The organism is Leifsonia virtsii, from assembly GCF_030433675.1.
Taxonomy (GTDB): Bacteria; Actinomycetota; Actinomycetes; order Actinomycetales; family Microbacteriaceae; genus Leifsonia; species Leifsonia virtsii.
This window is the reverse complement of the sequence record NZ_JAROCB010000002.1, coordinates 798,224-823,310: the sequence shown is the minus strand read 5'-3', so window position 1 is coordinate 823,310 and position 25,087 is coordinate 798,224. Positions and strand designations below refer to the sequence as shown.

Genomic DNA, 25,087 nt, shown 5'->3' with positions numbered 1-25,087 from the left:
CCCGGATGCCCGTTCCTGCGAAGTCCTTGTCGCGAGTGGCGACCGCATCGGCCTCTGCAGCAATCGCCGTGGCGGCGATCATCGCATCGGCCAGCGCGATCGGGCGTCCTGCCGCCGCCCGGAGCGATCGGATCGTCGCACACTCCGCGGCGGCGACGGGACCGAATGAGAGCGTGCGCGCGTGGAAGTACCCCAGAATCTCGAGGATGACCTCGGCCTTGCGCTCCGACGGGTGGCCGTCCTGCATGCGATTGGCTCCGGTAAGCATCTCCATCACGGTGACCGCCGAGATTCGCAGCTCGTTCTCGCCGACAGAGGCCATCCAGGAAAGCACTCGCGGGTTCGGTTCGGGTTTGGCGAATTCCGATAGGACGTTCGTGTCAAGAAGGATCATTCGTCCATCGCTTCCACCCGGTTTCGGATGAACTCCACGAAGCCCAGCTTCTTGTAGTTCGGCCGCGGGTCGACGGGCTCCCCGACGGCCACCCGTCCGGCGATGTATTCGAGCTCCTCGCCGACCGTCCGGCTCTCGCCACGTGCCATGGTCTCGATGGTCTCGTAGATGTCCACGTCCAGATCGACGACGACGGAAATCTGCTTCATCATGAATGCCCCCTGAATGCAGACATATTTTGGATATCAATCGATCCTAACAGCCCCTACGGATACCGCTACCCTGATCTGGTGACCGACTCGTCCCCCTCCAACCACTGGGTGCTCACCTTCAGCTGCGCCGACCGCCCGGGCATCGTGCACGCCGTCAGCGGGTCGATCGTGGCGGCCCGCGGCAACATCACCGAGAGCCAGCAGTTCGCGAGCACCGACACCGGGCGCTTCTTCATGCGCCTGCAGGTCGAGTCGGAGGCCAGCCGGGGCGAGTTCGAGGAGGCCCTCGCCCCCGTCGTCGAACGGTTCGGGATGACGCACCGCGTCGACAACGTCGGCCGCCCGCTGCGCACCCTCGTGCTGGTCTCGAAGGCGGCGCACTGCCTCAACGACCTGCTGTTCCGGCAGCGCGCCGGCCAGCTGCCGGTCGAGATCCCGCTGGTGCTCTCCAACCACGACACCCTGAGCGATCTCGCCGGGTTCTACGGCGTCCCGTTCGAGTCGCACCCGGTGAGCGACGCAGAGGAGAAGGCGGCCTTCGAGCAGCGCATCCTGGAGGCGGTCGAGGAGCACGACATCGAGCTGGTCGTGCTCGCCCGTTACATGCAGATCCTGTCGCCCGAGCTGTGCGAGAAGCTCGCGGGGCGCGCGATCAACATCCATCACTCGTTCCTGCCCGGCTTCAAGGGCGCGAACCCCTACCGCCAGGCCCACGCCCGCGGCGTGAAGCTGATCGGCGCGACGGCCCATTTCGTCACGAGCGACCTCGACGAGGGGCCCATCATCGAGCAGAACGTGGTGCGCGTGGACCACACCAACACCGTGCAGGAGCTCGTGGCGATCGGCCAGGACGAGGAGAGCCGCACCCTGACGCAGGCGGTGAAGTGGTTCGCCGAGGACCGCGTCCTGCTCGACGGCGCCAGGACGATCATCTTCCGGTAACGGCGGCCCCGTAAACTGGAGCGGTGACTTCTGCGCCCGATCAGCATCCCGCCGTCAAGGTGGGCGTCAACGACGTGCTCCGGTTCGTGCTCGAACTGTTCGCCATCGTCTCGCTCGGCCTCTGGGGCTTCCTGGCGTGGCCGCTGCCCTGGAACATCCTGGTCGGCATCGGCGCTCCCGCGATCGCGATCCTGCTCTGGGCGCTGTTCCGCTCGCCGAAGGCGGTGCTGCACGTCGACGCGTTCGTGAAGGCGATCGTCGAGATCGTCGTCATGGGGTCCGCGGCCTTCGCCTGGTGGGACCTCGGCCAGCCGGTCGTCGCGATCGCGTTCGCGGTGGTCGCCACGGTCAGCGGCGTCCTCAACGGACGGCGCGAGTTCGCATGAGCGGCCTCGTCGTCCACAGCGCCCGCAAGCTCGATGCCGACGGCCGCTCCGATGACTTCTGGCTGGTGGCCGACGGCGCGCACATCACGACCACCGGGACGGGCACGGGATGGCGCACGCACGCAGGCGCGGCCGACGTCACCGTGATCGACGGCCAGGGCCGCTGGCTCACCCCCGGCTTCATCGACCTGCACTGCCACGGCGGCGGCGGTCACCCCTACGACGACGGCGTGGAAGAGATGCGCGCCGCCCTCGCCACCCACCGCGCTCACGGCACCACCCGGTCGCTCGTCTCGCACGTCGCGAATCCGCTGGCCTCCCTGCGGGAGAGCCTCGGGATCGTCGCCGAGCTGACCGCGACCGACCCCCTGGTGCTGGGTTCCCACCTCGAGGGTCCCTTCCTGGCGCCGGAACGCCGGGGCGCGCACGACGCGCGCTTCCTGCGCGACCCGGAGCCGGAGGCGGTCGAAGAGCTGCTCGGTGCCGCGCGCGGCACGCTCCGCACCGCCACCATCGCCCCGGAACTGCCGAACGCGCTGGAGGCGATCGGCGTACTGATCGAGGCCGGCGTCGTCGTCGGCGTCGGGCACACCACCGCCGACTACGCGCAGACCGCTCGCGCGTTCGAGGTGGGCGCACGGCTGCTGACGCACGCTTTCAACGCCATGCCGGGCATCCACCACCGCGCCCCCGGGCCGGTGATGGCGGCCATCGAGAACCCCGAGGTGACCCTGGAGCTCATCCTCGACGGACTGCACGTGCACCCGTCGGTCGCCGCTCTCCTGTTCCGCGAGGCGCCGGGCCGCGTCGCGCTGGTGACCGACGCGATGGCCGCGGCGGGAGCGACCGACGGCGACTACCGGCTGGGCGGCCTCAACGTGACCGTGCACGACGGACTGGCCGTGCTCTCCGGAACCGACACGATCGCCGGCTCCACCCTGACCCAGGATGCGGCCCTCCGCAACGCCGTCACCCTCGCCGGCGTCGACCCGGTCGCCGCGGTGACCGCCCTGACCCGAACCCCGGCGCGGGTGCTCGGCGAGGACCACCGCCTCGGCCGGCTGCACGCCGGCTACCTGGCCGACGCCGTGCTGCTCGACCACGACTGGCGCGTCCGCACGGTCGTCGCCGACGGCGCCGTCCTCGCCGGCTGACCCGGCCGTCAGAGGGTCTGCCAGGCGGGCTTGTTGGCGTAGGCGTAGCGGTAGTAGTCGAGGTTGCGCAGCCGTGAGGCGGCGGCCTCGTCCACCAGCACGGTCACGTGCGGGTGGAGCTGGACAGCCGAACCGGGGTTGGAGGCCGACACCGGCCCCTCCACCGCACCGGCCAGCGCCTCCGCCTTGCCCTCGCCGAAGGCCAGCAGCAGCAGATGCCGCGCCTTCAGGATCGTCGAGAGCCCCTGAGTGATGCAGTGCATCGGCACGTCGTCCTCCGAGGCGAAGAACCGGGCGTTGTCCTTGCGGGTCTGCTCGGTCAGCGTCTTCACCCGCGTGACCGAAGCGAACGACGACCCGGGCTCATTGAACCCGATGTGCCCGTCCGTCCCGATGCCCAGCAGCTGCACGTCCACCCCGCCGGACTGGGCGATGGCCTTCTCGTAGTCGGCTCCGGCGTGCTCGATGCCCTCCAACGACCCGTTCGGCACGTGGATGAGCGACGGCGTGAGCCCCAGCGGCTCCACCACCTCCCGCGTGATCACCGCCCGGTACGACTCGGGATGATCGGCCGGAAGCCCCACGTACTCGTCCAGCGCGTAGCCGCGCACGTGCGACACGTCGATGCCGCGCTCGCGGATGCCGCGCTCCAGAGCCCGGTACACCACGAGCGGCGTCGAGCCTGTCGCCAGCCCCAGCACGGCATCCGGCTTGGCGGCGATCAGATCCAGAATGCTGCCCGCGGCGAGCTCGCCCGCAGCATCCTGGTCGCGGACGACGACGATTTCGGCCATCAGTTCTCTCCTACGAGGGCCGCTCCGAGCGCGGCGACGGGGGTTCCTTCCGGGACGAGGCGCACCCGCGCGGGAAGGTCGAGCGACGCCAGGAACGGCGACGTGCGCTCCCAGTCGTGCAGCACCTCGTGGACGTCACCGAGCAGGCGCTCCCCCAGGTGGCTCAGTCCGCCGCCGATCACGACGGTGCCGACGTCGACGGTGAGCACGAGGATGCGCACCGCGGAGGCGATGCCCGCAGCCAGCCTAGCCTTGATCGCCTGGGCCTCGCGGTCGCCGTCGGAGGCCGCGGCGAACACGGCGCGCACCGGCAGCGGATCGTCGGTCGGCCACTGGCGGGCGATGCCGGAGCCGCTCGCGACGGTCTCGAGGCAGCCGCGCTGGCCGCAGCCGCACAGGGCGCCCGCCGGGTCGACAGGGATGTGGCCGATCTCGCCCGCGATCCCGGTGCTCCCCCGCCACAACCGGCCGTCGACCACGATGCCCGCCGCCATCCCGGTGCCGAGGTTGAGGAACGCCATCGTGCCGCTGAGCCGCAGCAGGTGGTAGGTGCCGAGGGCCGCCGCCTTGACGTCGTTCTCGACGCGGACGCCCACACCGAGCCGGCCGGCCAGCATGCCGCCGAGTTCGAGCCGCTCGAGCCCCAGGTTGACGGCGTGGGCGACGTGACCGGAGACGGTGTCGACCATCCCGGGCACGCCGACGCCGATGGACTGGAAGCCGGCCGGGGTCAGCCCGGTGAGCTCGCCGATGCGCGACACGGCCGTGACGGCCGTCTCGACGACCGCCGCGTGCCCGAACCCCGTGGCCAGACGCACGCGCTGCGCGAGCGCGCCGCTCTCGTCGACGGCGACCGCGTCCGTCTTGGTCCCGCCGATGTCGATCCCGAGCCTCACGAGCCGCGACCGAGCAGTTCGAGCAGCGCCTGGCCGACCAGCCGGGAGGCGCCGAAGGTGGCGATGTCCGCGTACGCGCGGTCGGGTGCAGGCCAGCCCATGTCCACGACGACCACATTCTCACGTTCCGCGCGCAGGCGGTCGATCGCCGCACGGGCGAAAGCGTGACGGTGGAGGTCCTTCCCGACGACGAGCACGGGCAGCGACGCGTCGAGCGCGAGCGCGGAGTCGGCCCCTTCGGTGAGCACCACGACCGGCTGCGCCGCGAACGCCGCGGCAGCCGGATCCCGAGGTGCGCCCTCCGCCGCCGCGAACGGCCCCCACGGGGCGACCCCGACCGCGATGTTCGCCACGGTCTCCACCCGCACCACCGAGTACGCCGCACCTCCGTGCGCCCTCACCCACTCCCGTCCTGTTTCGCTCACGTCGAACGCCCCCACCACCGAGTCCGCAGAGACTGCACGGTCCTCCGGCGTGTCGCGTGCAGTCTGTGCGGACTGGACGGGGGCGGACTGGACGGGGGCGGACTGGACGGGGGCGGACTCGACGGAGGCGGAGAGGGCGTGGACGCGCTGAGCGGCATCGGCGAGGCGAGCGGGGGTGAGGCGGGAGGCGGCGACCGCGTCTGCGATGGCGTCCTCGATCGCCTGCAGCTGGGCGTCGGTGTTCTCGGTGCCGATGCAGAGCAGGTCGCAGCCCGCGGCGAGCGCGAGGACGGCGGCCTCCGGGATGCCGCGCTCCCCGCTCGCGCCGTGCATATCCAGCGCGTCGGTGACGATCACGCCCTCGAAGCCGAGCTCGTCGCGCAGCATCCCGAGGATGGCCGGGCTCATGGTGGCGGGTAGCTCCGGGTCGAGCTGCGGCAGCAGGATGTGCGAGGTCATCACGGCCCGGGCACCGGCCTCGACCGCGGCGCGGAAGGGCACCAGCTCCCGCTCGCGCAGCACCTCGACCGGCACGTCGACGACGGGCAGTTCCAGGTGCGAGTCCGCGGCGGTGTCGCCGTGACCCGGGAAGTGCTTGGCGGCAGCCGCGATGCCGGTGGACTGCAGTCCGCGCGTCCACGCGGCGGCATGCCGCGCGACGAGCTCGGGCGAGGCGCCGAAGCTGCGCACCCCGATCACCGGGTTGTCCGGGTTGGAGTTGATGTCGACGTCGGGGGCGAAGTCGAGGGTCACGCCCGCGCTGCGCAGCTCCTCCCCCACCCGGCGGCCGGCGCGCTCGGTGAGAACGGTGTCGTCGAGGCGGCCGAGCACGGCGTTGCCCGGGAACGGCGACCCGGTGGCGTAGTGGAGCCGCGTGACGTCGCCGCCCTCCTCGTCGATCGCGATGACCGCGTCGGGGTTGGCGGCGCGGATGGCGCCGGTGAGGGCGCGCAGCTGCTGGATCGATGCGATGTTCTGCCCGAACAGGCAGACCCCGCCGAGCCCGGCGCGCAGCCGGGCCTCGAGCCAGGCGGGCAGGGTGGTGCCGACGAAGCCGGGCAGCAGGGTCGCGGCGATGCTCCTGCGCAGCTCCGCGTCCGCCGGGGCGGTCGTGACGGAGGTCCCGCTCACCCCTTCACCGCCCCGCTCACCAGGCCGCTGGTCATCCGGCCCTGCACGATCAGGAAGAAGATGATCACCGGGACGGCGACCAGCGTCGACGCCGCCATGACCTGCCCCCAGTCGGTGGCGCGGGACGCGGACTGCTGCACGAAGCCGCGGAGCCACAGCGGCAGGGTCGCGCTGCTCGACTGCGGAAGGATGACGAGCGCCACGGTGAACTCGTTCCACGCCTGGAGGAACGCGTACACCCCGGAGGCGACGAGGCCCGGCGCGAGCAGCGGGAAGGTGATCCGCAGGAACGCCTGCGTGCGGCTCAGGCCGTCCACCATCGCCGCCTCCTCCAGATCGGCGGGGATGCCGGCGACGAAGCCGCGCAGCATCCAGATCGTGAACGGCACGACGGCGGCGATGTAGAGGATGCTGACGCCGACGACGGTGTTGAGGAGACCGAGCGTGCCCATCAGCTTGTACTGCGCGATGAAGAGACCCTCGGCGGGCAGCATCTGGATGAGCAGCACTGCGAGCACGAAGGAGCGCCGCCCGCGGAACTTGAACCGGCTGATCGCCAGCGCGGCGAGGAACGCGAACGCCAGGCAGCACACGACGGTGATGAGCGCGACGGCCAGGCTCATGCCCAGCGCCGGGAAGAACGTCCCGCCGGCGACGACGGCGGTGAAGTTGTCGAACGAGCCCCCGAACGGCAGCCAGGTGGGCGTGGTGTTCTGCAGGATGACGTTCGGCAGCAGCGCCGAGTTCACCATCCAGTACACCGGGAAGACCCAGATCAGCGCGAGCACGACCCCGAGCGCGCCGAGCAGCACGCGCGAGGGGCGGATGCGGCGGCGCGGGCGCGGGCGCGCCGTGGCGGCGGACGTTCTGGTCGAAGTCGCGGCGGTCACGATTCGTCCTCCTTGAGCAGCGAGCGGACGTAGAACCAGCTGAGGGCGACGGTCAGCACGAGCACGAAGACGCTGACGGCGCTCGCCATCGCGAAGTCGCTCGAGCCGACGCCGAGCTGGTAGATGTAGGTGCCGAGCAGGTTGGTCTCGCTGGCGATCGAGCCCTTGTCCTGCAGCAGCTTGATCTGGGCGAACACGCGCAGGTCCCAGATGATCTGCAGCAGCAGCACGATCCCGAGCACCGGCCGGATGATCGGCAGGATGATGTAGCGCAGCCTCTGCCAGCCCCGAGCGCCGTCCATCTGCGCGGCCTCGACGACCTCCGTGGAGACCTGGGTCAGGCCGGCGTAGACCGAGAAGGCGACGAAGGGGACGCTCATCCACACGATGATGACCATCGCGACGAAGAAGAACGAGAGCGGGTTCTGCAGCCAGTTGTGGTCCTGGAAGTCGAGGCCCCACGAGGTCAGCGTGTAGTTGATGACGCCGCGACGCCAGTCGAAGAGCCAGTTCCAGACGGTCATCGCGGCGACGACCGGCATGGCCCAGGCGAGCAGCAGGGCGACCTGCAGGATGATGCGGACGGTCCGTCCGACGGCGTTCATCAGCAGCGCCATCCCGACCCCGATCACGACCGTCACGAAGGCGGTCACCAGGCAGAAGGCGATAGACCGGGCGACGACGACCCAGGTGTACGAGTCGGAGAACAGCGTGATGTAGTTCTCGAACCACACGAACTCGGCCGGCTTACCGAACTGCTGCGCGAGGCCGAAGTGCTGCATCGCGGTGACGAACTGCCAGACGATCGGGTAGCCGAGCGCGACGAGCAGGATGACGATGGCCGGGAGCAGCAGCGCGTACGGCGTGATCCTGCCCCGGCGGCGGCGCGGCTGCGTCGCCGCGGGCCGCGGTGCCTGCGGCAGGACGAGGCGGGTGTCCTCTGTGGCGGTCACGGGCGTCCTCCCTCCTTGGGTGAAGTCTTGTTGACGCGACACGCCGTGCCGGCGCTTTCCGGCACGGCGCGTCGCGTCAATCGGGTGGAGATGGTCAGCTCTTGGCGTTCAGCATGCCGTCGAGCTTCTTGTCGTACTCCTGCGCCAGCGCCTTGAGGTCGGCGGCGTCGCGGATCTTGGAGAAGAACTCCTCCATCACGTTGCCCGCCTCCACGCTCGCCCAGCCGGGGGCGGCGGGGGTCAGCTTGGAGTTGGACGCGGACTCGATCAGCGCCTTCGCGAACTGGTCGTCGCCCAGCGAGGAGGTGTACTTCGAGTTCGCCGGGCCGAGGCCGTTCTTGCCGAGCATCTCCTGGTACTCCTTCGAGAAGATGATCTTCAGGAGCGTCTTCGACAGGCCGGGCTCCGAGGTCTTCGCCGAGATGCCGATGTTGGAGCCGCCGGCGAACACCGGGGCGGGCTTGCCGTCGTTGCCCGGGAGCACGTAGGTGCCGAAGGTGGCGTCGTTCCAGGTGCGGACCGGCTTGCCGTCCTTCTGCGACAGGTCGCCGATCGACCAGTGCGCCCATCCCGGTGCCATGATGGTGGCCGCCGCGAGGGAGGTGTCACCGGTCTTGTTGCCGCTGGCGTCGAGCGTCTGGTCGGTGTCGTTCAGGTAGATGTACTGGTTCGAGTCCTTGGCGTCGTTCGGCGCCTTGGATGCGTTCTTGTACAGGTCCTGTAGCTGCTGGAGGCCCTTCAGCGAGTCGGCCGACTCGAGGGTGCCGACCCACTTGCCGTCCTTCTTCTGGGCGATGTCCCCGCCGTTGGCGAAGATCCAGGAGATGCCGTCGCGCCAGTCCTGGCCGCCGAGGAAGAAGCCGGAGAAGTTGTTGATGTTCTTCGGGTTCTTGGCCGTGATGTCCGCCACGGTGGTGTTGAACTGGTCGAGCGTGGTCGGGACCGTCGCACCGGCCGCCTGGTAGACGTCCTTGCGGTAGAACATGTAGCGCGAGCCGAAGTAGTAGGGCAGCGTGTAGTTCTTGCCGTCGACCTTGCCCGCGTCGACGAACGACTGGAGCAGGTCGCTTCCGCCCAGGTCCTTGTACATGTCGGAGACGTCGAGGAAGGCGCCGACGTTGGTGAAGGTCGGCGACTGCGTGTTGCCGATCTCGGTCACGTCGGGGGTGTTCTTCGCGTCGGGCAGGGCGGTGGTGAGCTTGGTGACGATGTCGCTCCAGTCCTGCTGCTCGATCTTGAGCGTCGCCCCGGTCTCCTTGGCGAACTCCGTCTTGAGGTAGTTGCGGAGTGCGTCCGGGGTGTCGGAGCCGACCAGCCACAGGGTGACCGTCTTGCCCTTGCCGTCGGTGCTCGCTGCGGTCGAGCCTCCCGAGGCGCATCCGGCGAGCACGAGAGCGGAAGCTGTTGCCACAGCGGCGAGGCCGACGAGCTTTCTCTTCATTGCTGGTTCCTTTCTTGAGTGTCAGTGGCTGCGGCTGCAGCGCACCGTCGGTGCAGGGGTCGGGTGTATCGGGTCGTGCTGTGTCAAGAGACCCCGAGTTGTCCGGAGAGGACGAGTACGGCCGCGCCGCGCAGGACGATGTCCTGCCCTTGCGTGGTCATCCGGAGGGACAGATCGGCGTGGTTCTCGGCCATCGTCCGGTTCCGGAGCGTGTGGACGGTCGCCTCCGCGAGGGGGCCGTCGAGCAGTTCGGTCGGGCCGCTGAGCACGATCTCCGACAGGTTGAGGGCGCCGACGACCGGCGCGAGGGCGATGCCGAGGCGCTGTCCGGCCTCCCGCAGCACGGGGGTCGCGTCGTTCCCTGAGGCATGGGCCGCCTGGATGCCGCGCTGCAGCTGCGGGACGCTGAGCCAGTGCTCGAGCACCTGGTCCCGGCTGTAGGTGGCGTCGAGGCCGAGGTCGGTCCCGACCATGACCTGGCCGATCTCGCCCGCCGCGTAGTGGCTGCCGTAGACGAGGGCGCCGGCGACGAGGAGCCCCGCGCCGATGCCGTGCCCGATCCGGATCAGCATCATGTCGCCCGCCGCGTCGCCGTAGGTGTGCTCGGCGAGCGCCGCGACGTTGGCGTCGTTCGCGACCACGACGGGGAGGCCGGTGCGGGAGGCGAGCCGCCGCTGGAGCGGCAGGTCCTTCCAGCCGAGGTTCGGGGCGGTGAGGATGGTGCCGCTCAGATCGACGACACCCGGCGAGCCGACGCCGAGCCCGAGGATCGGGGCCGTGGCCGCGGCGACGAGCCGGTCCACGAGCGCGTCGACCTTGGCGGCGGCGGTCTCGCCCGTGGCGGCGGAACCCCCCTCGTCGTCCGCGAGCATGACCTCGGCCCTGGCGAGGATCGCACCGTCGAGGTCCATGACCGCGCCGCGGAAGCGGTCGTGGTCGCTGAGGTCGACGCCGACGATCTGGTGGGCGCCGCGGTCGATGTCGAGCAGCACGGCCGGCTTGCCCGGCCGGGCGGACTCGCGCTGGCCGAGCTCGACGACGAGTCCCTCGGCGAGGAGCTCCGCGACGAGGTCGGACACGGTGACCCGCGTGAGGCCGGTCTCGCGGGCGAGGTCCGCCCGGCTCAGCCGCCCGGAGCGGTAGAGCGTCTGCAGCACCAGGGAACGGTTGTGGCTGCGGGCGTGCTCGGGCAGCACTTTCGCGCGGGGCCGGAGCACCCGTCCCGGACCCAGCCCATTGGTGCCACCCTGCACCTCGGTCGTTGTCATGTTTGTTAGTAAAGCTTACGAACAAATGAATTGCAAGAGACGAAACGAAGTCGTTACACGACGACGGGCCTCCGGTCCGCGCTCCCTGCCGACGTCCGCACGGGATACAGGGAGCGCGGGCCGCAGGCCCGGGTCACAGGCGGTGTCAGACGGGAACGCCGACGAGCGCGGCGACCGCGCCCCCGACGAACGAGTCGCCGAGCCCGATGGTGGTGGGATGCGCGACGTCCGAGAGATCGAGCGCGGGCACCGCCACGAACGGCCCGAGCTGTGGCAGCCGCTCCGCGACGGCGGCCCCGACCGCACTGCGGGGACCGACGGACCACAGCTGCTCGACCTCCGACCGCGTCGCGCCGTCGCCCACCGCGTAGCGCGCCGCGGAGACGGCGACGCCGCCCTCCAGGAACGGGCGCAGCCGCTCCGCCCCCTCGCCGTACGCCGTGGCGAAGAAGCGGGTGTGCAGCACGACCGCCGGGACGCCGAGGCGCTGCGCCAGCTGCTCGACCGCCGCCGCGACCTCGGCCGCGTCGCGCAGGTCGACCGGCCGGCCGACCGCGGTCATCAGCTCGTCCTCGTTGAGGCTGAACACATCCAGCACCGGCGCCAGCCCCGCGTGCACTTCCGCGGCGAACGCAGGGACGTGGTAGGCCGCGTCCTCGTAGAGCACGGTCGCACCCGGCGGCAGCACCCGCACCGCGTCGCGCAGCTGCGCAAGCCTCGCCTGCAGGATCGCCGGGTCCTGGATGGAGTTCAACCCCGAGATGAGGAACACCCTCGCCCCGGCCAGCACCTCCGGCAGCCGCTCGCTCAGCACAAGCCGGGCGTTCGGCAGGTCGCACGGGTAGATCAGCCGGTTCGCCGCCGGGGCGACGACCTCCTCCCCCGCCAGCCGGATGCACGCCCCGGCGGGGAACTGCACGATCAGGTGCGGGTCGGTGGAGTCCTCGACCGCGCTGCACACGTACTCGACGTCGGGCGGGAGCAGCCGGCGCACGTCGTCGTCAATCGACACCAGGTGCACCGTGCTCCCGACGCCCAGCGCGCTCATCGCGAGGGCGGCGCGCACCGGGGTGCCGCCGAGCGTCGTGCGGTAGCCGAAGCGGCCGGCGAAGGCCTCGATCACCTCGGCCGACTCCACGAAGTGCTCGCCGCCGGTCCCGCTCCGCAGGTGGTGCAGCACCGAGAGCACCAGCGCGCGCTCGGAGTCGATCACCGCAGGCGGCCCGTCGGTCAGGGACGCGATGCCCGCCGCGGCGGCCGCCGCCTCGAGCGCGCCGGCATCCCAGTGCAGCTCGAAGTCGATCGTTCCGCCGAGTCCGAGCACCGCATCCCCGGCCATCAGTGGACCAGCACCCCCTGCTCGCGCTCGGCGAGCGTCGCGTCGGCCAGGCCGTCGGCGTACAGGTGCGCCTTGCCGGCCGCGCCGAACAGGTCGATCTTCTGCGCCGCAACCTTCTGCATCGCCACCACCGCCGGCGGCTCGATCAGGTTCGGCTCGCGGAGGCCGGGATCGGCGAGCACGGAACGCATCGCGTCGAAGTAGGCCACCTTGATGTCGCTGGAGATGTTGATCTTGTTGACGCCGAGTGTGACCGCCTGCGCGATCTCCGAATCGGGGTTGTTCGACCCGCCGTGCAGCACCAGCGGGATGCCGACCGCGCGCTTGATCTCGGTGAGCAGGTCGAGCTTCAGCTCGGGCGCCAGCGTCGCCGGGTAGATGCCGTGCCGCGTGCCGATCGCGACCGCCAGGCTGTCCACACCGGTGCGCTCGACGAACTCGAGCGCCTGTGCGGGGTCGGTGTAGATGATGTCGTCGGTGCCGGCCTCGGCCTGGTCGTCGGTCTTGCCGATCGTGCCCAGCTCGCCCTCGACCGAGAGGCCAACGGCGTGCGCGGCCTCCACGACCCGGCGGGTCAGCGCGACGTTCTCCTCGAACGGCAGCATCGAGCCGTCGATCATCACCGACGTGAAGCCGATGCGGATCGCCGTGAGGATCTCGTCGTAGCCGCCGCCGTGGTCCCAGTGGATGGCGACGGGCACCGACGAGCGGTGCGCGCGTTCGCGGAGGGCCACGATCACATCCTGGCCGATGTGCGACACCTCGTCGGGGTGGATCGCGAGGATCCAGGGCGCACCCTTCTGCTCGCACACCTCGAAGAGGCCGTTGCTCATCGCGTAGTCGCTCACGTTGAAAGCGGGGACCGCGAAGTCATGGGCGTCCGCTACGGCGAGCAGGTCTTTGCCATCGATCAACACGTTGGGTTCTCCTTGTTTCTGTTGGTGGATCAGGACTTCACTGCGCCCGCGGCGAGGCCGCCGATGAAGTAGCGCTGGAAGATCAGGAAGAGGACGAGCACGGGGATCGAGCCGAGGATGCTCATGGCCATGACCTCGTTCCAGAGGTAGTTGTTCTGGCCCATCAGCAACTGGATGCCGACCGGCACCGTGCGGCGGTCGTCCGTCTGGGTGAGGGTGAGGGCGAACAGGTACTCGTTCCACGAGATCATGAAGGTGTAGAGCCCGACCGAGACCATCCCGGGCACCGAGACCGGCACGAGGATGCGCCACAGGATCGAGCGCGAGCTCGCGCCGTCCACCTTCGCCGCCTCGTCCAGCTCACGCGGGAGGCTGTTGAAGTACGCGGTCATCATGATCACCGCGTACGGCAGCGTGAACACGACGTAGGTGATGATCAGGCCCTGGTAGGTGTTGTAGAGCCCGAGGCCGACCATGATGCCGAAGAACGGGATCAGCAGCGTGATCGGCGGCACCGCCTGGACGCCGATGATCACCACGTTCAGGATGCGCTTCAGCGGGAACTCGTAGCGGCTGAACACGTACCCGGTCAGCACCGCGACCAGCAGGGTCACGACGGTCACCGACAGCGCCACGATGTAGCTGTTGACGAAGTACCCGATCTCGGTCGGGTTGCTCAGCACGGCGAGGTACGGCGCGAACGAGAACGAGCCGTCGAACAGCTTCGGCGGGTACGCGAAGATGTTGGCGTTCGACTTGAACGAGCTGGACAGCATCCAGAGCACGGGGAAGCCGGCGAAGACGGCGCCGACGGTGAGGGCGGCGTACAGCCCGATGCGGGCGGAGACGCGGCGGCGGGTGGCCCGGGCCGAGCCGACGCGGGTGGGGCGGGCGGCAGCGACGGTCATCGGCGCTCCTCCTTCCTCTGGCGGCGGACGTAGAAGACAGCGACGACGAGCGAGGCGGCGAGCACGAGCACGGCGCTCGTGGAGGCCAGCGAGAACTGGTAGCTGTTGAACGCGAGCTTGTACGTGTAGGTGCTGAGCATCTCGGTCGAGCCGAGCGGGCCGCCTCCGGTGGTCGCCCAGATCAGGGTGAACTGCTGCGTCGTCCAGAGCAGGTCGAGCAGCGCCATGCTGTAGAGGATGGGCTTGAGGCCCGGCAGCGTCACGCTGACGAACTGGCGGATGGGGCCGGCGCCGTCCACCCTCGCCGCCTCGTAGAGGTCGGAGGGGATGCCCTGCAGTCCGGCGAGCAGGCTGATCATGAAGAACGGGTAGCCGGACCAGATGTTGATCACCGTGACGGCGATGAGGGCGGTCTGCGGCAGACCGAGCCACGGCACGGCCTCATGGATGAGCCCGAGGCTCTCCAGCAGGTAGTTGATGACGCCGCTCGGGTCGAGCAGCAGCCTCCACAGCACGGCGACCACCGACGCGGTGAAGATCCACGGGAGGATGTAGATGGCCCGGAAGATCGCCCGCGGCACCTTCGCCATGGTCTTGGAGTTGAGCATGAGGGCGAACAGGACGCCGATGACCATGTGGGCGACGACGCTCACGACGGTGAAGAGCAGGGTGTTGGCGGCCGCGCCCCAGAAGGCGGGCGAGCCGAGCACGGTGAGGTAGTTGGCGATGCCGACGAACTTCGGCGTCGGGTTGGTGATGGTGTTGTCCATCAGCGAGTAGCCGATGACGATGACGATCGGGACCACCATCAGTCCCAGGATGAGCAGCACCGTCGGGCTGATCATCAGGTAGGGCTCGATGCGCGAGCCGAGCGAGCGGCGGCGTCTGTGCGGCCGCACGGGCGGGACGGGCGCCGCATCGTCGCGGGGGTGCGTCCTGGTCAGAAGGTTGGTGGTCATGTCCTCGTCCTCCCATCCCGCCGGCCGCGCGCGGGGGACACGCGACCGGCGGGGGGTCTTGGCTGATGGCCGGGTCAGGCCGCTAGAACTGCTGCTTCCACGCGCTCTGCACGTTCGAGAGCATCTGGCTGGTCGACTCCTGGCCGTCGGCCGACTTCTGGAACTCGGTGAGGAAGTCGGTCATCAGCTGGTTGGCGGAGGGCAGGCCGGTGAACTCGTTCACGGGCTTGCTCTTCTTGTAGATGTCGAACGCCTGCTGGAAGTGGGCGTCGGCGCCGGAGAGGTCCGGCGAGGCGGTCTTGTTGCCGGGGAACCCGTTGGCGAGGGTCGACAGCTTCGCGTTCGCCTTCTCGCTCATCAGGTACTGCACGAGCTTCCACGCCTCCGCGGGGTGGGCGGACTTGGCCGAGACGCCGATGCCCCACGAGGCGGTGAGGATGCCGCGCTCGCCCGAGTAGCCGTCCTTCGCCGGCTGCGCCGAGACCGTGAACTTCAGGTTGGGGTTGCCCTTGGTGATGGTGGTGATGTGGGCGAGGGAGTCGACCATCATCCCGACGCGGCCGTTGATGAAGTTCTCGACCTTGTCGGTCTCCTGCAGCGCGTTCGCGCCGGGGAGCACCGCGTTGGCCTGGATGAGGCTCTTGACCATGTCGACCGCGCCCGAGACGTCGGAGTTGTTCGTCAGGTCGGGCTTGCCGTCCTTCAGCATCGATCCGCCGGAGGCCCACGCCCAGGAGAGGATGTCGTTCTGCACGCCGTTGGGGTTGGTCGTGCCGAGCGGGACGACCCAGCCCTTCGCGTCGCCCGCGGCCGAGATCTTCTTGGCGTCGTCCTCGAACTCCGACCAGTTCGACGGCGGCGTCGAGATCCCGGCCTTCTGCAGGATGGCGTCGTTGGTGAAGAGCGGGTACACGAAGTTGACGACCGGGATCATGTACGTCGAGCCCGAGTAGCCGACCTGGCTGGCGAGCTCCGACGGGTCGTACTTCGCCTTCTTCATCGCGTCGCTGAGGTTCAGCAGAGCTCCCTGCTTGTAGAGCGGGTTCACCCAAGCCCCGTCGAGGCCGACGACGTCCGGGAGCGTGCCGGAGGCGGCCTGCGAGATGGTCTGGGTCTGCAGCGACTGGAACGGCGCGCTGATCAGCTTCACCGAGATCTTGGGGTTCTCCTTCTCGAAGTCGTCGATCAGGCCCTGCAGCGCACCGGAGGGCATCTCCGGAGCCCACCACTGCGAGAAGGTCAGCTGGACCTTCCCGTTCGAGTCGCCGCCACCGGACGTGCCTGCGCAGCCCGCCATGGCGAGCAGCGCGGCGGTCGCCACTGCGGCGACGGTCGTGGTGCGGGTGAGCCGGCGGGACCGGCCCCGAGCGTCGTTGCTCATCGTTCTCCTATCCGAGGGCATTCAAGATTCTGCTTGAATATGCTTGAAATTACCGATTTGTGCGGACTGATGCGATTTTACGCACGGCTCTGCGGATACTGCAAGAGCAAATCCGCCAAATCGGCGAAAACCGACGAAAAGCTGGCACAAACCCGCAAATCCTGTTAAGAATGATGCGTGGTCAAACGAATGTCATCCGCATCAGGGCGCCTCCCGGCCGGCCGGAAGGCCGAACTGGTGGCGTACGTCTCGCAGGCGGAGCAGGTCACCGTCTCGGAGCTCGCCGAACGATTCGACGTCTCCCCCGACACCGTGCGCCGCGACCTGCAGCAGCTCCACCAGGAGGGCCTGGTCGTGCGCACGCACGGCGGCGCGGTGAGCGTCGACGCGGTCGCCGGCGTGGAGAAGAAGCTCGACGTCCGGCTGCAGATGCACACCGACGAGAAGGACAGGATCGGCGCCCTGGCGGCCACCCTGGTGAGCAGCAACTCCGTGCTCATGATCAACGCCGGCACCACGACGCTCGCGGCGGTCCGCCACCTCGGCGAGCTCCGCGACCTCACCATCGCGACGAACAACCTCCGGATCCCCAGCGAGATCTCGCCGAAGATCGTGCGCGACCTCTACTTCTTCGGCGGCACGGTCCGCCTCACCGGCCAGGCCACCGTCGGGCCGGTCAGCCTCCAGCTGCAGGGCGGCCGCGACCTCCAGCTGCGCTGCGACCTCGCGCTCATCTCGGTCGGCGCCGTCTCCGCTCCCGGCGGCTACACGACGAGCAACCTGTCGGAGGCCGTGATGATGGGCGAGATGATGGAGCGCTCGGGACGCGTCGCCATCCTCGCCGACTCCTCGAAGTTCACCGAGCCGCTGTTCGCGCAGATCGCGGAGCTCGACCGGGCCGACTACCTCGTCACGGATGCGGAGCCGCCAGCCGAGCTCGCCGAGGCACTCGAGCGCGCCGGCGTCGAGGTGCTCGTCGCCGGCGAGGAGACCGCCTCCGAGCGTCGGCTGATCGGGCTATGACCCGGCGCGGGGCTACGCTCCTGGCATGACCGACTCCACACCCGCCGCCACCCGCACGCTCTTCTCGCTCACCGGCTCCCGCGCCCTCGTCACCGCCGCCAGCCGAGGCCTCGGGCGGGAGATCGCGCTCGAACTCGCCGGCCAGGGCGCCGACGTCGTCCTCGGCGTCCGCGACCCCGATGGGGCCGCCGGGCTCGTCGGGGAGCTGCGCGCGTTCGGCGTCCAGGCCTCGGCGATCCGCATGGACGTGCTCGACCTCGCCGCCTGCCGCTCCGCGATCGACGGCGCGATCGCCGAGCATGGACCGATCGACATCCTGATCAACAACGCGGGCGGCGGCATCGACGCCCCGGCGCTCGAGGTCACCGAGGAGGACTTCGAGCGCGTCTGGCAGCTCAACACGCGGTCGACGTTCTTCCTCTCGCAGCATCTGGCGAAGCACATGCGCGGACACGGCGGCGGCGCGATCGTGAACATCGCCTCGCAGGCCGGGCTCGTCGCCCTCCCCGGCGAGTCGTCGTACTGCAGCGCGAAGGCCGCGGTCGTGCACCTCACCCGCTGCCTCGCCGTGGAGTGGGGGCAGTACGGCATCCGGGTGAACGCGGTGGCACCGACCTTCGTCGAGACCGACGGCACCGCCGCCGCGCTTTCGGACGACGCGTTCCGGGCCGACACGGTCGACCGCATCGCCGCGCTGCACCGCATCGGTCAGCCGCGCGAGGTGTCAGGCGCCGTCGCGTTCCTGGCCTCCCCCTCCGCGTCGCTCATCACCGGGGTGACCGTCCCCATCGACGGCGGCTGGACCGCCCGCTGACCCGTTAACGATTCGTGCCGAATGTGCGCTATCCGTGAGGGATTGCGCACATTCGGCACGAATGTGGCGGGCGAGGGTCAGGAGAGGCGGGCCTTCAGGTTCTCGGCGATCGCGTCCAGGAACTCCTCCGTCGTGAGGTACTTCTGGTCCGGGCCGACCAGGAGCGCGAGGTCCTTGGTCATCTTGCCCTCCTCGACCGTCTTCACCACGACGTCCTCGAGGGTGTGGGTGAAGTCGATCAGCTCCTGGTTGCCGTCGAGCTTCCCGCGGTGCGCGAGGCCGCGCGTCCAGGCGAAGATCGAGGCGATCGGGTTGGTGGAGGTGGGCTTGCCCTGCTGGTACTGGCGGTAGTGGCGGGTCACCGTGCCGTGCGCGGCCTCCGCCTCGACGACGGAGCCGTCCGGGGTGGTCAGCACCGAGGTCATCAGGCCGAGCGAGCCGAAGCCCTGCGCGACCGTGTCGGACTGGACGTCGCCGTCGTAGTTCTTGCAGGCCCAGACGTAGCCGCCCTCCCACTTGAGGCTGGAGGCGACCATGTCGTCGATCAGGCGGTGCTCGTAGGTGAGGCCGGCGGCGTCGAACTTCTCCTTGTACTCGGTGTCGAAGACCTCCTGGAACAGGTCCTTGAAGCGGCCGTCGTAGGCCTTCAGGATCGTGTTCTTGGTGGAGAGGTACACCGGGTACTGACGGTCGAGGCCGTAGTTGAAGGAGGCGCGGGCGAAGTCGCGGATGGACGCGTCCTGGTTGTACATGCCCATCGCGACGCCGGCGCCGGGCGCCTGGTAGATCTCGAACGACTGCGCCTCGCCGCCGTCGGCCGGCTGGAAGCTCATGGTCAGCGTCCCGGGGCCGTCGAAGACGAAGTCCGTCGCACGGTACTGGTCGCCGAAGGCGTGACGGCCGATGACGATCGGCTTGTTCCAGCCCGGGACCAGCCGCGGGATGTTCGAGATGATGATCGGCTCGCGGAACACGACGCCGCCGAGGATGTTGCGGATCGTGCCGTTCGGGCTCCGCCACATCTTCTTCAGGCCGAACTCCTCGACGCGCGCCTCGTCGGGCGTGATCGTCGCGCACTTCACGCCGACGCCGTGCTTCTGGATGGCGTGCGCCGCGTCGATGGTGATCTGGTCGTCGGTCTCGTCGCGCTTCTGGATGCCGAGGTCGTAGTACTCGAGGTTCACGTCGAGGTACGGGTGGATGAGGGAGTCTTTGATGGCCTTCCAGATGATGCGAGTCATCTCGTCGCCGTCGAGTTCGACGACCGTTCCGTCAACCTTGATCTTGTCCATGGTTCTCCTGGGGTGTCTGCCGTTTCAGCCGACGACAGCTTACCCGCTCGCGGCAACTATCTTGACATCGAGACACTTTCTCCCGGCGAACCGTCGGGTTGCGGCCGAGCTATGCCGCGGTCGCCCGCGCACGTTACCCTTTCGTCATGGCTGAGTTGAGACTGGAAGAGTTGAGCGCACGGAACGTGGTGGCGGCGAACGCGCTCACACTGAAGCCCGGCCAGGAGCAGTTCGTGGCTCCGGTCTCCTACTCGGCCGCTGCGGCCATCCCCGACCCGACCACCTCGTGGCAGCGCGTCGTGCTCGACGGCGACGAGGTCGTCGCGTTCGTCATGGGCAGCTTCGACCCCAACGCCGAGCACGAGGAGTTCAAGGCCATCCTCTGGCGCATCAACGTGGACGCGGACGACCAGGGCCGCGGCATCGGCACCTTCGCCGTGCGCGCCCTGGCCGACGAGGCCCGCGCCCGCGGCCACGAGCGCCTCTACGTCATCTGGGAGTCCGGCGAGCTCGGCCCCGAGCAGTTCTTCCTCCGCAGCGGCTTCCAGCCGATCGGCGAGACGCAGTACGGCGAGACGATCGGTGCCCTCGATCTCTGACGACCGGGCGGGCACGGACGACGGGCCCGGTTCCTTCGTCGAGCGCGTCCTGGAGGTGGTCGACGCCATCCCGCCGGGCCGCGTGATGACCTACGGCGACGTCGCCGCGACGCTCGGCTCCCGGGCGGCCCGCATGGTCGGCCAGGTCATGGCGTACTACGGCGGCGACGTGCCGTGGTGGCGCGTGGTGCGGGCGAGCGGCCACCCTCCCGCGAACCACGAGCACCTCGCCCTGCAGCACTACCGGGCGGAGGGCACACCGCTGCTCGGCGGCGGGGACGCGCCGTACCGCGTCGACCTGCGCGCCGCGCGGCTCGACGGGGCTGTACCGTGGGATGAGGGTGGGGGGAATCATCCCTCCGGCCGATGATTCGCTCAGCCACGTAGTGTTCACTGCGTTAACAGACCCTGTCCGCTTTCCCTGGAGCTGCCCGTGCCCCGCATCCGAACCGCCGGAGTCATCGCGACGATCTCCCTGCTCGCTCTGACCCTCTCCGGATGCTCGGTGGTGAGCGCGTTCGAGCCGCACGTCGAGGCGGAGATCTTCGACACGGCGAAGGACATGAAGGCGGCGGGCACCTCCGCGTTCGGCTCGCCCGGTTTCGTGCCGGACGACGCCACGATCATCCGGGTCGACTACGACCGCCAGAACGGCTCGGCCATCATGACGTACACGTCGCCGACGCTGCTCAAGCCCGGGGTGTGCAAGGACAAGGTCCCGGTGCCGAAGCCGGCGATCCAGGACAGTTGGTGGCCGGTCGACGGGCTGCCGGCCGAGGCCTTCGGCTGCCCCGGCGGATGGTCCGCCTTCGCCATCGGCGCGCAGGTCTGGGCCGCGAAGGCCGCCACGAAGTAGGGTCCCGCGCGACTGCGGCCCTGCGGAACGTCTGCGCACGCTCGAGCGGCCGCACTCGTTCCGAACCACAGCACTCGCCGCGGGCGCCGGGTCAGGCGCCGATCGGGATGGTCAGCTCCACGATCGTGCCGAGCCCCTCGACCGAGCGCACGTCGGCACGACCGGACACCGCCTCGACGCGGTCGCGCAGCCCCTCGAGGCCGCCGCCGGGCTCGATGCGGGCTCCGCCCTGACCGTCGTCCTTCACGACCACGCTGACGGTGGAGTCGACGGCCGAGACCACGACCGAGCAGGTGCGGGCGCGCGCGTGCTTCGCGGCGTTCGCGAGGCACTCGGAGACGCAGTAGTAGATGGTCTCCTCGACGACCTCCGGCAGCCGCCCCGGCATGTCGACGTGCACCTCGACGGGCAGGTGGCTGCGCATCCCGAGCTCCTCGATGGCCGAGCGCAGGTCGCCGTCGGTGAGCACGGTCGGGTGGATGCCGCGGGCGAGCTCGCGCAGTTCGCGCAGCGCGTCGGCGAGCTGCCCGGAGGCGCGCTGGAGGTCGCCTGCCAGATCCTCGTCGCCGTGCGCCTCGGCCTTCGCGGTGGCGATCCGCAGGCTGATCGCGAGCGAGACCAGCTGCTGCTGGCTGCCGTCGTGCAGGTCGCGTTCGAGCCTGCGGCGGGCGAGGTAGCCCTCCTCGACGATGCGCAGGCGCGACTCCCGCAGCTCCTGGATGGTGCGCTGCAGGCGCTCCCGCAGCCGGTCGTTGTCGACGGAGAGCAACAGGGCGGACGAGACGGCGTCGAGCAGCCGGTCGTCCTGGGCGAGGGCCACGTCGTGCTCGATGAGGGCGATCGGACCCTGATCGGAGTCGATGGCGAGCGTCGACCGGCCCGGCCGGTCGGTGGGGCCGGCGTCGGGGACAGGCTTCCCGTCGCTGGTCTGGTACGTCTGCAGCGGTTCGTCCCACCAGAACACCCGCAGCGACGGGTCGTGCAGCGTGCGGGCGAGGCTCGACTCCCACAGCTCCCGGTCGACCTTGTCTCGCGCCACGATCACCAGGTCGGCGACGCGGGAGCGGAGACCGCGGGCGTACATGACTCCCCCGACGAACGCGGGAGGGATGAGTGCGATCGCGACAGGCGGGATGAATTGCAGCCATCCGCCGTCCCACCCCAGGGCGAAGCTCAGCGATTCCTGGACCGTGCCGTAGCACCAGAGCAGGATGGCCAGCGGCATCACGAACGCCACGCGCCGGGCCGGGAGGGAGCTCGTGAACCAGCGGGCGATCAGGCGTGCGGCGACCGTCAGCATCAGGGCGAGGCCGACCGCGCGCCAGCCGATGCCCATCCAGAAGTCGGCGGTGTCGCTCGGCAGCACCGCGTACGGGTTGGTCGCGCATCCGCACTCGGTCGGTGTCGGGGAGGAGAACAGCAGGATGCCGCCGAGCCGGACGGCGAACACGACGGTCACCGCCAGCACCACCACACGATCGAAGCGTGCGGTCAGCCGCCCGGTCGGATAGCAGAGCACCAGGATGCCGACCAGCACGGCCCACAGGTCGGTGACGCCCTCCAGCCACGGCCAGACCCAGCCCCACTGGCGCACCAGCGGGTACCAGGCGCCGGCCGACCAGAACAGCGCCGCGCCGACCATCAGCCAGCCCGGGACGGGGCTGCGCACGATGCGCCAGGCGATCACCGCGCACACGATGTAGACCATGGCGACGGAGATGAAGACGAGGGCCCAGCCGAGGCCCGCCGGGCGCGGGCCGTAGTCGCCGGTCATCGCGCTGATCACCTGCGCGATCACGTTGGAGGCGGTGGCCACCGCCACGGCGAGCGCGCGGAGGGCGATGCGCGCGAAGGCCGGTCGTCCGGCGTCCATCGGCTCAGGCGTCCCGGCCGAGGAACCGCAGCACGGCGAGCACCCTGCGATGGCCCTCGGCGGAGTCCTCCACGCCGAGCTTGGCCATGATGTGGCCGATGTGCGACTCCACCGTGCGGAGGCTGAGGTGCAGGTCGCCGGCGATGCCGACGTTCGACTTGCCCTCGGCCATGAGCCGCAGCACGTCGCGTTCGCGGGCGGACAGCGACTCGACCGCGGCCTCCGAGGAGCGGGCGCTCACGAGCAGCTGCACCACCTCCGGGTCGACGACGGAACCGCCGCGGGCGACCGTGCGCACGGCGCTGACCAGCGTGTCGGCGTCGGCCACCCGGTCCTTCAGGAGGTAGCCGGTGCCGCTGCCCGCGCTCATCGCGCGGATCGCGTACGACGCGGTCGTGTACATGGAGAGCAGCAGCACTCCGGAGCGGTTGCCGCCGGCCCGCAGCCGCTCCAGCGCCCGGAGGCCCTCGTCGGTGTGCGTCGGCGGCATCTTGATGTCGAGCACGATGGCGTCGATGCCGTCGTCGTCCGCCACCGTCCCGAGGAGTTCCTCGGCGGTGTCGACGGACGCGACGACCTCCATGCCGCCCGCACGCAGGATCTGACCGATCCCTTCACGCAGCAGCACTGCATCGTCGGCGACGGCCACCCGGAGCGCGCGGGAACCATCTGTCTGTCCCCCGCTCACGCGCTTACCTTAGCAGGCTGCGGATCGCCTCACCGGTCAGTTCTTCTTTGCTGATGAAGCCCTCTGCCCCGCTGTCGGCGACGCGTCTGCCGTAGTCCGTCGCGGATCGGCTCGAGGTGAGCACCACGGCCGCCCCGAAGGCCCGCATCGCGGGCACCACGTCGAAGCCGCTGGCGTCCGGCAGACCGATGTCGAGCAGGACGACGTCAGGGGTCAGCCGTCTGCTCAATTCGACGCCCCTGGCTGCCGTGTCGGTGTCGCCCACGACCGTGAACCGCTCCAGGCGGAGCAGTTCCGCGGCCTGTTCGCGGAACCGTTCGTGGTCGTCGACGATCACAACACGGAGGGACATGTGCCCATCATCTCCGCACGGAACCCGCCGTTCATCCGTGCCTCCACGCATTCGGAATGTCGTGACCCCCCGGATGTGGGTCAGATCGGGCCCACGCCACGATATGAGGCAACCTCACCGACCCGAACGGCGGGGTTCCCGCCCTCCGCGGCGGGACGCACGACCGAGGAGAGGGCGATGTCCACCGCCACGCGAGCCGCCGACCCGACCGGCGCCGCCGACCCCGACGGCACGGCCGTCCGGACCGGCCCGGTGCCGAGGGCGGCCGCGGGCGGAGCGCCCTCTCCCGTGGTCGTGATCGACCTCGACCGCGCCGCCCGCCGGTTCCGCGAGCTGCGCGAGGCGCTGCCGTGGGTGGACGCGCGGTACGAGGTGACGGCCCTCGCGCACCCCCGTCTGCTGGCCGGCTTCGCAGCGGACGGTTCCGGCTTCAGCGTGGCGAGCGACGCCGGGCTGGAGGCGCTCCGCCGCGTCGACGCCGACCCGCGCCGCGTGCTGCACGCCGCGACCGGTGCGCCGTGGCAGGAGCGCCGCCGCGCCTGGGACGCCGGCGTTCGCCTCTTCGTCGTGGACGACGTCCACGCGCTCGATGTCTTCGTCGGCGCGCCGGCCGGGACCGCCGTGCTGCTCCGGCTCCCCCCGGAGCACGCGGTCGCGGCCGCGCGTCACGCCCAGATCCTCGGCATCCGCGTGGCAGGCCTCTCCCTCCGCCTGCCCGCGGGTGCCCCGGCCGCGCGGATCGCCGCCGACCTGCGCGAGGCCGGCGCCGCGTACACCGCGATCGCCGCGGCGACGGGGTCCCGGCCCGGGATGCTCGACCTCGGTGAGATCCTGGCGACGCGCGCGTCCGTGCGCCCGGCCGAGGTCGCCGAGCTCGCCCGCAGTGTCCGCTCGCTCGTCGCCCCCGCGACCTTCGGCACGGTCGTCACCGCGTCGCTCGGCCGCGCGGTCGTCGCTGACTGCATCACCATCGTCAGCGGAGCGGACGAACGGTACGCCGACCCCGCCACCGCGAGCGGCTACATCGATGCGGGAGCCGAGGTCGTCATCGTCCGCGCCCGCACCCGCACACCCTCCCGCGCCCAGCGCCGCCCGGCGCGTGCGCGGACCACCTGGTCGCCGGCCGGCTGACTCGACCCCTCGCCGCCCGGTGACAGGCGGCGGGGGCCACGGGACGCTCGTCCCGCGGCCCCCGCCGGA

General features: G+C 70.1%; 26 protein-coding genes and 1 pseudogene. 9 read left to right on the top strand and 18 right to left on the bottom strand.

The features are described 5' to 3' along the window. Positions 1-28: 28 nt before the first annotated feature. A pseudogene (locus tag P5G59_RS09950) lies at positions 29-394 on the bottom strand (PIN domain-containing protein); the annotation flags it as partial. Then, complete coding sequence (locus P5G59_RS09945; RefSeq protein WP_301218472.1) at positions 391-606, bottom strand: hypothetical protein; 216 nt, start codon at positions 604-606, stop codon at positions 391-393. The gene P5G59_RS09945 and the pseudogene P5G59_RS09950, both read right to left, overlap by 4 nt. Positions 607-684: 78 nt before the next feature. Here P5G59_RS09945 and purU point away from each other — a divergent pair, with 78 nt between their 5' ends. From purU to nagA, 3 genes are read left to right on the top strand one after another with little or no spacing between them, the layout of a single operon-like run. Further along, a complete protein-coding gene (purU, locus tag P5G59_RS09940; RefSeq protein WP_301218470.1) occupies positions 685-1,548 on the top strand; it encodes a formyltetrahydrofolate deformylase in 864 nt (287 codons plus the stop codon). A 23-nt stretch (positions 1,549-1,571) separates the two neighbouring features. Continuing rightward, a complete protein-coding gene (locus tag P5G59_RS09935; RefSeq protein WP_301218468.1) occupies positions 1,572-1,934 on the top strand; it encodes a YrdB family protein in 363 nt (120 codons plus the stop codon). Further along, on the top strand, positions 1,931-3,088 hold the full coding sequence (gene nagA, locus P5G59_RS09930; RefSeq protein WP_301218466.1) for an N-acetylglucosamine-6-phosphate deacetylase: 1,158 nt from the start codon (positions 1,931-1,933) through the stop codon (positions 3,086-3,088). Before P5G59_RS09935 ends, nagA begins: the two co-directional genes overlap by 4 nt. An 8-nt stretch (positions 3,089-3,096) precedes the next feature. Here nagA and nagB read toward each other — a convergent pair whose 3' ends face one another. The 12 genes from nagB to P5G59_RS09870 all read right to left on the bottom strand — a co-directional run bounded on the left by nagB (position 3,097) and on the right by P5G59_RS09870 (position 16,390). Next, the gene (gene nagB, locus P5G59_RS09925) at positions 3,097-3,882 is read right to left on the bottom strand and encodes a glucosamine-6-phosphate deaminase (protein WP_301218464.1); all 786 of its coding nucleotides are present in this window, start codon (positions 3,880-3,882) and stop codon (positions 3,097-3,099) included. Further along, positions 3,882-4,778: an ROK family protein gene (locus P5G59_RS09920; protein WP_301218462.1), complete on the bottom strand. Its 897-nt coding sequence runs from the start codon at positions 4,776-4,778 to the stop codon at positions 3,882-3,884. The genes nagB and P5G59_RS09920 overlap by 1 nt, the downstream gene beginning before the upstream one ends. Next, positions 4,775-6,334, bottom strand: coding sequence for a beta-N-acetylhexosaminidase (nagZ, locus tag P5G59_RS09915; RefSeq protein WP_301218460.1), 1,560 nt, complete (start codon positions 6,332-6,334; stop codon positions 4,775-4,777). Before nagZ ends, P5G59_RS09920 begins: the two co-directional genes overlap by 4 nt. Next, a complete protein-coding gene (locus tag P5G59_RS09910; RefSeq protein ID WP_301218458.1) occupies positions 6,331-7,224 on the bottom strand; it encodes a carbohydrate ABC transporter permease in 894 nt (297 codons plus the stop codon). Before P5G59_RS09910 ends, nagZ begins: the two co-directional genes overlap by 4 nt. Further along, positions 7,221-8,177 (bottom strand): carbohydrate ABC transporter permease, encoded by a 957-nt coding sequence (locus P5G59_RS09905; RefSeq protein WP_301218456.1) that lies wholly within the window; start codon positions 8,175-8,177, stop codon positions 7,221-7,223. The genes P5G59_RS09910 and P5G59_RS09905 overlap by 4 nt, the downstream gene beginning before the upstream one ends. Positions 8,178-8,271: 94 nt before the next feature. Beyond that, the gene (locus P5G59_RS09900) at positions 8,272-9,618 is read right to left on the bottom strand and encodes an extracellular solute-binding protein (RefSeq protein ID WP_301218454.1); all 1,347 of its coding nucleotides are present in this window, start codon (positions 9,616-9,618) and stop codon (positions 8,272-8,274) included. 83 nt (positions 9,619-9,701) lie between these two features. Further along, positions 9,702-10,886: an ROK family transcriptional regulator gene (locus P5G59_RS09895; protein WP_301218452.1), complete on the bottom strand. Its 1,185-nt coding sequence runs from the start codon at positions 10,884-10,886 to the stop codon at positions 9,702-9,704. Between the two features lie 145 nt (positions 10,887-11,031). Further along, complete coding sequence (locus P5G59_RS09890; protein ID WP_301218450.1) at positions 11,032-12,225, bottom strand: ADP-dependent glucokinase/phosphofructokinase; 1,194 nt, start codon at positions 12,223-12,225, stop codon at positions 11,032-11,034. Beyond that, the gene (locus P5G59_RS09885; protein ID WP_301218449.1) at positions 12,225-13,142 is read right to left on the bottom strand and encodes a ketose-bisphosphate aldolase; all 918 of its coding nucleotides are present in this window, start codon (positions 13,140-13,142) and stop codon (positions 12,225-12,227) included. The genes P5G59_RS09890 and P5G59_RS09885 overlap by 1 nt, the downstream gene beginning before the upstream one ends. A gap of 29 nt (positions 13,143-13,171) precedes the next feature. Further along, positions 13,172-14,050, bottom strand: a complete 879-nt coding sequence (locus tag P5G59_RS09880; RefSeq protein ID WP_301218448.1) for a carbohydrate ABC transporter permease — start codon at positions 14,048-14,050, stop codon at positions 13,172-13,174. After that, positions 14,047-15,009, bottom strand: coding sequence for a carbohydrate ABC transporter permease (locus P5G59_RS09875; RefSeq protein WP_301218446.1), 963 nt, complete (start codon positions 15,007-15,009; stop codon positions 14,047-14,049). Before P5G59_RS09875 ends, P5G59_RS09880 begins: the two co-directional genes overlap by 4 nt. Before the next feature lie 82 nt (positions 15,010-15,091). Continuing rightward, on the bottom strand, positions 15,092-16,390 hold the full coding sequence (locus P5G59_RS09870) for an ABC transporter substrate-binding protein (RefSeq protein WP_301218444.1): 1,299 nt from the start codon (positions 16,388-16,390) through the stop codon (positions 15,092-15,094). A 189-nt stretch (positions 16,391-16,579) separates the two neighbouring features. On the opposite strand from P5G59_RS09870, the gene P5G59_RS09865 reads away from it, so the two are divergent. Both P5G59_RS09865 and P5G59_RS09860 read left to right on the top strand, forming a co-directional pair. Continuing rightward, positions 16,580-17,413 (top strand): DeoR/GlpR family DNA-binding transcription regulator, encoded by an 834-nt coding sequence (locus tag P5G59_RS09865; protein ID WP_301218442.1) that lies wholly within the window; start codon positions 16,580-16,582, stop codon positions 17,411-17,413. A 25-nt stretch (positions 17,414-17,438) separates the two neighbouring features. After that, on the top strand, positions 17,439-18,227 hold the full coding sequence (locus P5G59_RS09860; RefSeq protein WP_301218440.1) for an SDR family NAD(P)-dependent oxidoreductase: 789 nt from the start codon (positions 17,439-17,441) through the stop codon (positions 18,225-18,227). A 77-nt stretch (positions 18,228-18,304) separates the two neighbouring features. On the opposite strand, the gene P5G59_RS09855 is transcribed toward P5G59_RS09860, so the two are convergent. Further along, on the bottom strand, positions 18,305-19,519 hold the full coding sequence (locus P5G59_RS09855; RefSeq protein WP_301218438.1) for an NADP-dependent isocitrate dehydrogenase: 1,215 nt from the start codon (positions 19,517-19,519) through the stop codon (positions 18,305-18,307). Positions 19,520-19,665: 146 nt separating this feature from the next. Between P5G59_RS09855 and P5G59_RS09850 the strand changes: the two genes are divergently transcribed. From P5G59_RS09850 to P5G59_RS09840, 3 genes are all read left to right on the top strand, one after another. Then, a complete protein-coding gene (locus P5G59_RS09850) occupies positions 19,666-20,118 on the top strand; it encodes a GNAT family N-acetyltransferase (protein ID WP_301218436.1) in 453 nt (150 codons plus the stop codon). Then, the gene (locus tag P5G59_RS09845) at positions 20,102-20,488 is read left to right on the top strand and encodes an MGMT family protein (RefSeq protein WP_435871252.1); all 387 of its coding nucleotides are present in this window, start codon (positions 20,102-20,104) and stop codon (positions 20,486-20,488) included. The genes P5G59_RS09850 and P5G59_RS09845 overlap by 17 nt, the downstream gene beginning before the upstream one ends. 63 nt (positions 20,489-20,551) lie before the next feature. Beyond that, the gene (locus tag P5G59_RS09840; RefSeq protein ID WP_301218434.1) at positions 20,552-20,974 is read left to right on the top strand and encodes a hypothetical protein; all 423 of its coding nucleotides are present in this window, start codon (positions 20,552-20,554) and stop codon (positions 20,972-20,974) included. Between the two features lie 91 nt (positions 20,975-21,065). Here P5G59_RS09840 and P5G59_RS09835 read toward each other — a convergent pair whose 3' ends face one another. From P5G59_RS09835 to P5G59_RS09825, 3 genes are read right to left on the bottom strand one after another with little or no spacing between them, the layout of a single operon-like run. After that, on the bottom strand, positions 21,066-22,847 hold the full coding sequence (locus tag P5G59_RS09835) for a sensor histidine kinase (RefSeq protein ID WP_301218432.1): 1,782 nt from the start codon (positions 22,845-22,847) through the stop codon (positions 21,066-21,068). Between the two features lie 4 nt (positions 22,848-22,851). Further along, positions 22,852-23,535 (bottom strand): response regulator transcription factor, encoded by a 684-nt coding sequence (locus P5G59_RS09830; protein WP_301218430.1) that lies wholly within the window; start codon positions 23,533-23,535, stop codon positions 22,852-22,854. Positions 23,536-23,539: 4 nt separating this feature from the next. Next, positions 23,540-23,887, bottom strand: a complete 348-nt coding sequence (locus P5G59_RS09825) for a response regulator (protein WP_301218428.1) — start codon at positions 23,885-23,887, stop codon at positions 23,540-23,542. A gap of 177 nt (positions 23,888-24,064) precedes the next feature. On the opposite strand from P5G59_RS09825, the gene P5G59_RS09820 reads away from it, so the two are divergent. Next, positions 24,065-25,018: a type III PLP-dependent enzyme domain-containing protein gene (locus P5G59_RS09820; RefSeq protein WP_301218426.1), complete on the top strand. Its 954-nt coding sequence runs from the start codon at positions 24,065-24,067 to the stop codon at positions 25,016-25,018. Positions 25,019-25,087: the final 69 nt, after the last annotated feature.

Coding starts and splice junctions, on each gene's coding strand:
- P5G59_RS09820 (WP_301218426.1), top strand. CDS start 24,065: ATGTCCACCGCCACGCGAGCCGCCGACCCGACCGGCGCCGCCGACCCC.
- P5G59_RS09855 (WP_301218438.1), bottom strand. CDS start 19,519: ATGGACAAGATCAAGGTTGACGGAACGGTCGTCGAACTCGACGGCGAC.
- nagB (WP_301218464.1), bottom strand. CDS start 3,882: ATGGCCGAAATCGTCGTCGTCCGCGACCAGGATGCTGCGGGCGAGCTC.
- nagA (WP_301218466.1), top strand. CDS start 1,931: ATGAGCGGCCTCGTCGTCCACAGCGCCCGCAAGCTCGATGCCGACGGC.
- P5G59_RS09860 (WP_301218440.1), top strand. CDS start 17,439: ATGACCGACTCCACACCCGCCGCCACCCGCACGCTCTTCTCGCTCACC.
- P5G59_RS09825 (WP_301218428.1), bottom strand. CDS start 23,887: ATGTCCCTCCGTGTTGTGATCGTCGACGACCACGAACGGTTCCGCGAA.
- P5G59_RS09850 (WP_301218436.1), top strand. CDS start 19,666: ATGGCTGAGTTGAGACTGGAAGAGTTGAGCGCACGGAACGTGGTGGCG.
- P5G59_RS09875 (WP_301218446.1), bottom strand. CDS start 15,009: ATGACCACCAACCTTCTGACCAGGACGCACCCCCGCGACGATGCGGCG.
- P5G59_RS09870 (WP_301218444.1), bottom strand. CDS start 16,390: ATGAGCAACGACGCTCGGGGCCGGTCCCGCCGGCTCACCCGCACCACG.
- P5G59_RS09895 (WP_301218452.1), bottom strand. CDS start 10,886: ATGACAACGACCGAGGTGCAGGGTGGCACCAATGGGCTGGGTCCGGGA.
- P5G59_RS09880 (WP_301218448.1), bottom strand. CDS start 14,050: ATGACCGTCGCTGCCGCCCGCCCCACCCGCGTCGGCTCGGCCCGGGCC.
- P5G59_RS09945 (WP_301218472.1), bottom strand. CDS start 606: ATGATGAAGCAGATTTCCGTCGTCGTCGATCTGGACGTGGACATCTAC.
- P5G59_RS09835 (WP_301218432.1), bottom strand. CDS start 22,847: ATGGACGCCGGACGACCGGCCTTCGCGCGCATCGCCCTCCGCGCGCTC.
- P5G59_RS09865 (WP_301218442.1), top strand. CDS start 16,580: ATGTCATCCGCATCAGGGCGCCTCCCGGCCGGCCGGAAGGCCGAACTG.
- P5G59_RS09890 (WP_301218450.1), bottom strand. CDS start 12,225: ATGGCCGGGGATGCGGTGCTCGGACTCGGCGGAACGATCGACTTCGAG.
- P5G59_RS09900 (WP_301218454.1), bottom strand. CDS start 9,618: ATGAAGAGAAAGCTCGTCGGCCTCGCCGCTGTGGCAACAGCTTCCGCT.